This is a genomic window from Acinetobacter rudis, assembly GCF_031157835.1.
In the GTDB taxonomy this organism is placed as follows: domain Bacteria; phylum Pseudomonadota; class Gammaproteobacteria; order Pseudomonadales; family Moraxellaceae; genus Acinetobacter; species Acinetobacter rudis_A.
In genome coordinates, this window is the sequence record NZ_JAVIDR010000040.1 from 1 (window position 1) to 5474 (window position 5474).

General features: G+C 49.2%; 2 tRNA genes and 3 rRNA genes. All 5 read right to left on the reverse strand.

The annotated features are described in order from the left end of the window. Positions 1–21: 21 nt before the first annotated feature. The 5 genes from rrf to RFH42_RS16745 all read right to left on the reverse strand — a co-directional run bounded on the left by rrf (position 22) and on the right by RFH42_RS16745 (position 5361). Positions 22–136: ribosomal RNA gene (gene rrf, locus RFH42_RS16725) — 5S ribosomal RNA — on the reverse strand. Between the two features lie 180 nt (positions 137–316). Continuing rightward, positions 317–3207 (reverse strand): 23S ribosomal RNA (locus RFH42_RS16730). Positions 3208–3564: 357 nt separating this feature from the next. Continuing rightward, positions 3565–3640: transfer RNA gene (locus RFH42_RS16735), tRNA-Ala, on the reverse strand. A gap of 50 nt (positions 3641–3690) precedes the next feature. Next, a tRNA-Ile gene (locus RFH42_RS16740) sits at positions 3691–3767 on the reverse strand. 57 nt (positions 3768–3824) lie between these two features. Beyond that, positions 3825–5361: ribosomal RNA gene (locus RFH42_RS16745) — 16S ribosomal RNA — on the reverse strand. The 16S, 23S and 5S rRNA genes sit together here with 2 tRNA genes alongside, the layout of an rRNA operon. Positions 5362–5474 lie beyond the last annotated feature (113 nt).

Genomic DNA, 5474 nt, shown 5'->3' on the forward strand with positions numbered 1-5474 from the left:
CTGGGGGATTTTAGAATAATGAGCTGGCGATGACTTACTCTCACATGGGTAACCCCACACTACCATCAGCGCGAAGAGGTTTCACTTCTGAGTTCGGGAAGGGATCAGGTGGTTCACTCTTGCTATTGTCGCCAGCACAACTGTTTATGACTACTCGTTTGGTCTAACCTCAGAGCAAATGCTCTTTGTGCCTAACTTTAATCAAATGAGTAATTAACGGATTAGCGTAATTTGAGTCGTATGATATTGTCTAGCGTTAACTAAATCAAGTATGTTTATGAATTTGATTGACGCACACCAACTGTTTGGGTGTTGTATAGTCAAGCCTCACGATCAATTAGTATTGGTCAGCTACACATATCACTATGCTTCCACATCCAACCTATCAACGTCCTAGTCTCGAACGGATCTTTAGAGGAAATAAATTCCTAGGGAAATCTAATCTTGAGGTAGGCTTCCCGCTTAGATGCTTTCAGCGGTTATCCCTTCCGAACATAGCTACCCGGCGATGCGACTGGCGTCACAACCGGTACACCAGAGGTTCGTCCACTCTGGTCCTCTCGTACTAGGAGCAGATCCTCTCAAATTTCCAGCGCCCACGGTAGATAGGGACCGAACTGTCTCACGACGTTCTAAACCCAGCTCGCGTACCTCTTTAAATGGCGAACAGCCATACCCTTGGGACCTGCTTCAGCCCCAGGATGAGATGAGCCGACATCGAGGTGCCAAACACCGCCGTCGATATGAACTCTTGGGCGGTATCAGCCTGTTATCCCCAGAGTACCTTTTATCCGTTGAGCGATGGCCCTTCCATACAGAACCACCGGATCACTAAGACCTACTTTCGTACCTGCTCGACTTGTTGGTCTCGCAGTTAAGCGCGCTTTTGCCTTTATACTCTACGCGTGATTTCCGACCACGCTGAGCGCACCTTCGTACTCCTCCGTTACTCTTTAGGAGGAGACCGCCCCAGTCAAACTACCCACCAGACATGGTCCTCGTCCCGGATAACGGGACGGAGTTAGAACCTCAATATTACCAGGGTGGTATTTCAAGGATGGCTCCATAGTAACTGGCGTCACTACTTCAAAGCCTCCCACCTATCCTACACAAGTAAGATCAAAGTTCAATGTCAAGCTGCAGTAAAGGTTCACGGGGTCTTTCCGTCTAGCCGCGGGTACACCGCATCTTCACGGCGAATTCGATTTCACTGAGCCTCTGCTGGAGACAGCGCCGCCATCATTATGCCATTCGTGCAGGTCGGAACTTACCCGACAAGGAATTTCGCTACCTTAGGACCGTTATAGTTACGGCCGCCGTTTACTGGGGCTTCGATCAAGAGCTTCGCTTACGCTAACCCCATCAATTAACCTTCCAGCACCGGGCAGGCATCACACCCTATACGTCCACTTTCGTGTTTGCAGAGTGCTATGTTTTTAATAAACAGTTGCAGCGGCCTGGTTTCTGAGGCTGCCAACCGCTCATCCCGCGAGGGGAATCACCGTCAGCAGCGTACCTTCTCCCGAAGTTACGGTACCATTTTGCCTAGTTCCTTCAGCAGAGTTCTCTCAAGCGCTTTGGTCTACTCGACCTGACCACCTGTGTCGGTTTCGGGTACGATTCCTGTGTAACTGAAGCTTAGAGACTTTTCCTGGAAGCAGGGTATCAGCCACTTCGCTAGTAAACTAGCTTGCTATCGACTCTCAGCATAGAGCACCCCGGATTTGCCTAAGATGCATGCCTACTGTCTTTCACCTGGACAACCAACGCCAGGCTGACTTAACCTTCTCCGTCCTCTCATCGCATTACACAGAAGTATTGGAATATTAACCAATTTCCCATCGACTACGCCTTTCGGCCTCGCCTTAGGGGTCGACTCACCCAGCCCCGATTAACGTTGGACTGGAACCCTTGGTCTTTCAGCGAACGGGTTTTTCACCCGTTTTGTCGTTACTCACGTCAGCATTCGCACTTCTGATACCTCCAGCAGACTTCTCAATCCACCTTCATCGGCTTACAGAACGCTCCCCTACCACGTATACAATGTATACATCCGCAGCTTCGGCACATAGTTTTAGCCCCGTTACATCTTCCGCGCAGGCCGACTCGACTAGTGAGCTATTACGCTTTCTTTAAAGGGTGGCTGCTTCTAAGCCAACCTCCTAGCTGTCTATGCCTTCCCACATCGTTTCCCACTTAACTATGATTTTGGGGCCTTAGCTGGCGGTCTGGATTGTTTTCCTCTTGACTACGGACGTTAGCACCCGCAGTCTGTCTCCCGGATAGTACTCATTGGTATTCGGAGTTTGCATCGGTTTGGTAAGTCGGGATGACCCCCTAGCCGAAACAGTGCTCTACCCCCAATGGTATTCGTCCGAGGCGCTACCTAAATAGCTTTCGGGGAGAACCAGCTATCACCGAGTTTGATTAGCCTTTCACCCCTATCCACAAGTCATCCCCCGGCTTTTCAACGACGGTGGGTTCGGTCCTCCAGTTAGTGTTACCCAACCTTCAACCTGCTCATGGATAGATCACCCGGTTTCGGGTCTATACCCAGCGACTAGACGCCCTATTAAGACTCGATTTCTCTACGGCTCCCCTATTCGGTTAACCTCGCCACTGAATATAAGTCGCTGACCCATTATACAAAAGGTACGCAGTCACCACACGAAGTGGCTCCCACTGCTTGTATGCATGCGGTTTCAGGATCTATTTCACTCCCCTCACAGGGGTTCTTTTCGCCTTTCCCTCACGGTACTGGTTCACTATCGGTCAGTCAGGAGTATTTAGCCTTGGAGGATGGTCCCCCCATATTCAGACAAGGTTTCACGTGCCTCGCCCTACTCGTCATCATTATGTGTGCCCTTTCGTGTACAGGACTATCACCCACTATGGTTGCACTTCCCAGAGCATTCCACTAAAACACACATAACTTAATGGGCTGATCCCCGTTCGCTCGCCGCTACTGAGGGAATCTCAATTGATTTCTTTTCCTAAGGGTACTGAGATGTTTCACTTCCCCTCGTTCGCCTCGTATGACTATGTATTCATCATACGATACCTGTCTTATAACAGGTGGGTTTCCCCATTCAGAAATCTCCGGATCATAGGATATTTGCCGCCTCCCCGAAGCTTATCGCAGGCTATTACGTCTTTCATCGCCTCTGACTGCCAAGGCATCCACCACATGCACTTAATTACTTGACTATACAACCCCAAACAGTCGCTAGCACCTACAAGGAGCACTATCAACTTTACAGTTTGAAGTTCTGTGTACTTAAACACTGTACAGCTTCAATTGAATTCATATACCAAAACGCTTGATTCAGTTAATTTCGCTAGTTCTCATGCAATTCATTTTAACTATCAAGTAACAATGTACTGATAATCTCTATTCATTGTATGAGTCAAACAATTATTTCAGACTCAAATTTACTAATCTGTTAATGATTAATCTTGCCTTCGTCAGGTCAAGATAAACTGTGATAAATCACAGAGATTAATAACAAGAACAATCTTCTTATTAAGCTCTATAATCTATAGCTTAACTCATCTTAAGATGAGTGGTGGAGACTAGGAGAGTCGAACTCCTGACCTCCTGCGTGCAAAGCAGGCGCTCTACCAACTAAGCTAAGTCCCCAGCTTGATCATTTGTGATTCGTATCTAAGCCTTGTAACACTCTAAAAGGTTGGTGGGTCTGACGAGACTTGAACTTGTGACCCCACGCTTATCAAGCGTGTGCTCTAACCAACTGAGCTACAGACCCATTTAGATACGTGAAGAACAACTTGTTGTGGATTCTTACCAGCCGGTCGATTTTCGTTAAGGAGGTGATCCAGCCGCAGGTTCCCCTACGGCTACCTTGTTACGACTTCACCCCAGTCATTGGCCACACCGTGGTGAGCGGACTCCTTACGGTTATCCTACCCACTTCTGGTGCAACAAACTCCCATGGTGTGACGGGCGGTGTGTACAAGGCCCGGGAACGTATTCACCGCGGCATTCTGATCCGCGATTACTAGCGATTCCGACTTCATGGAGTCGAGTTGCAGACTCCAATCCGGACTACGATCGGCTTTTTGAGATTAGCATCCTATCGCTAGGTAGCAACCCTTTGTACCGACCATTGTAGCACGTGTGTAGCCCTGGCCGTAAGGGCCATGATGACTTGACGTCGTCCCCGCCTTCCTCCAGTTTGTCACTGGCAGTATCCTTAAAGTTCCCACCCGAAGTGCTGGCAAATAAGGAAAAGGGTTGCGCTCGTTGCGGGACTTAACCCAACATCTCACGACACGAGCTGACGACAGCCATGCAGCACCTGTATCTAGATTCCCGAAGGCACCAATCCATCTCTGGAAAGTTTCTAGTATGTCAAGGCCAGGTAAGGTTCTTCGCGTTGCATCGAATTAAACCACATGCTCCACCGCTTGTGCGGGCCCCCGTCAATTCATTTGAGTTTTAGTCTTGCGACCGTACTCCCCAGGCGGTCTACTTATCGCGTTAGCTGCGCCACTAAAGCCTCAAAGGCCCCAACGGCTAGTAGACATCGTTTACGGCATGGACTACCAGGGTATCTAATCCTGTTTGCTCCCCATGCTTTCGTACCTCAGCGTCAGTATTAGGCCAGAAGGCTGCCTTCGCCATCGGTATTCCTCCAGATCTCTACGCATTTCACCGCTACACCTGGAATTCTACCTTCCTCTCCCATACTCTAGCCACCCAGTATCGAATGCAATTCCCAAGTTGAGCTCGGGGATTTCACATCCGACTTAAGTGGCCGCCTACGCACGCTTTACGCCCAGTAAATCCGATTAACGCTCGCACCCTCTGTATTACCGCGGCTGCTGGCACAGAGTTAGCCGGTGCTTATTCTGCGAGTAACGTCCGAGCTCCTAAGGTATTAACTTAGGGCTCCTCCTCCTCGCTTAAAGTGCTTTACAACCAAAAGGCCTTCTTCACACACGCGGCATGGCTGGATCAGGGTTCCCCCCATTGTCCAATATTCCCCACTGCTGCCTCCCGTAGGAGTCTGGGCCGTGTCTCAGTCCCAGTGTGGCGGATCATCCTCTCAGACCCGCTACAGATCGTCGCCTTGGTAGGCCTTTACCCTACCAACTAGCTAATCCGACTTAGGCTCATCTATTAGCGCAAGGTCCGAAGATCCCCTGCTTTCCCCCGTAGGGCGTATGCGGTATTAGCGCTCCTTTCGGAACGTTGTCCCCCACTAATAGGCAGATTCCTAAGTATTACTCACCCGTCCGCCGCTAGGTCCAGTAGCAAGCTACCTTTCCCCGCTCGACTTGCATGTGTTAAGCCTGCCGCCAGCGTTCAATCTGAGCCATGATCAAACTCTTCAGTTAAAATCATTTGCACTTTATTCAAAGTGCTAAATCTGGCTCATCAATTACTGACAAAAAATTCTCAAATAAACTTCGAGTAATTTCTACCAATCAATCAATGATAATATTTCATC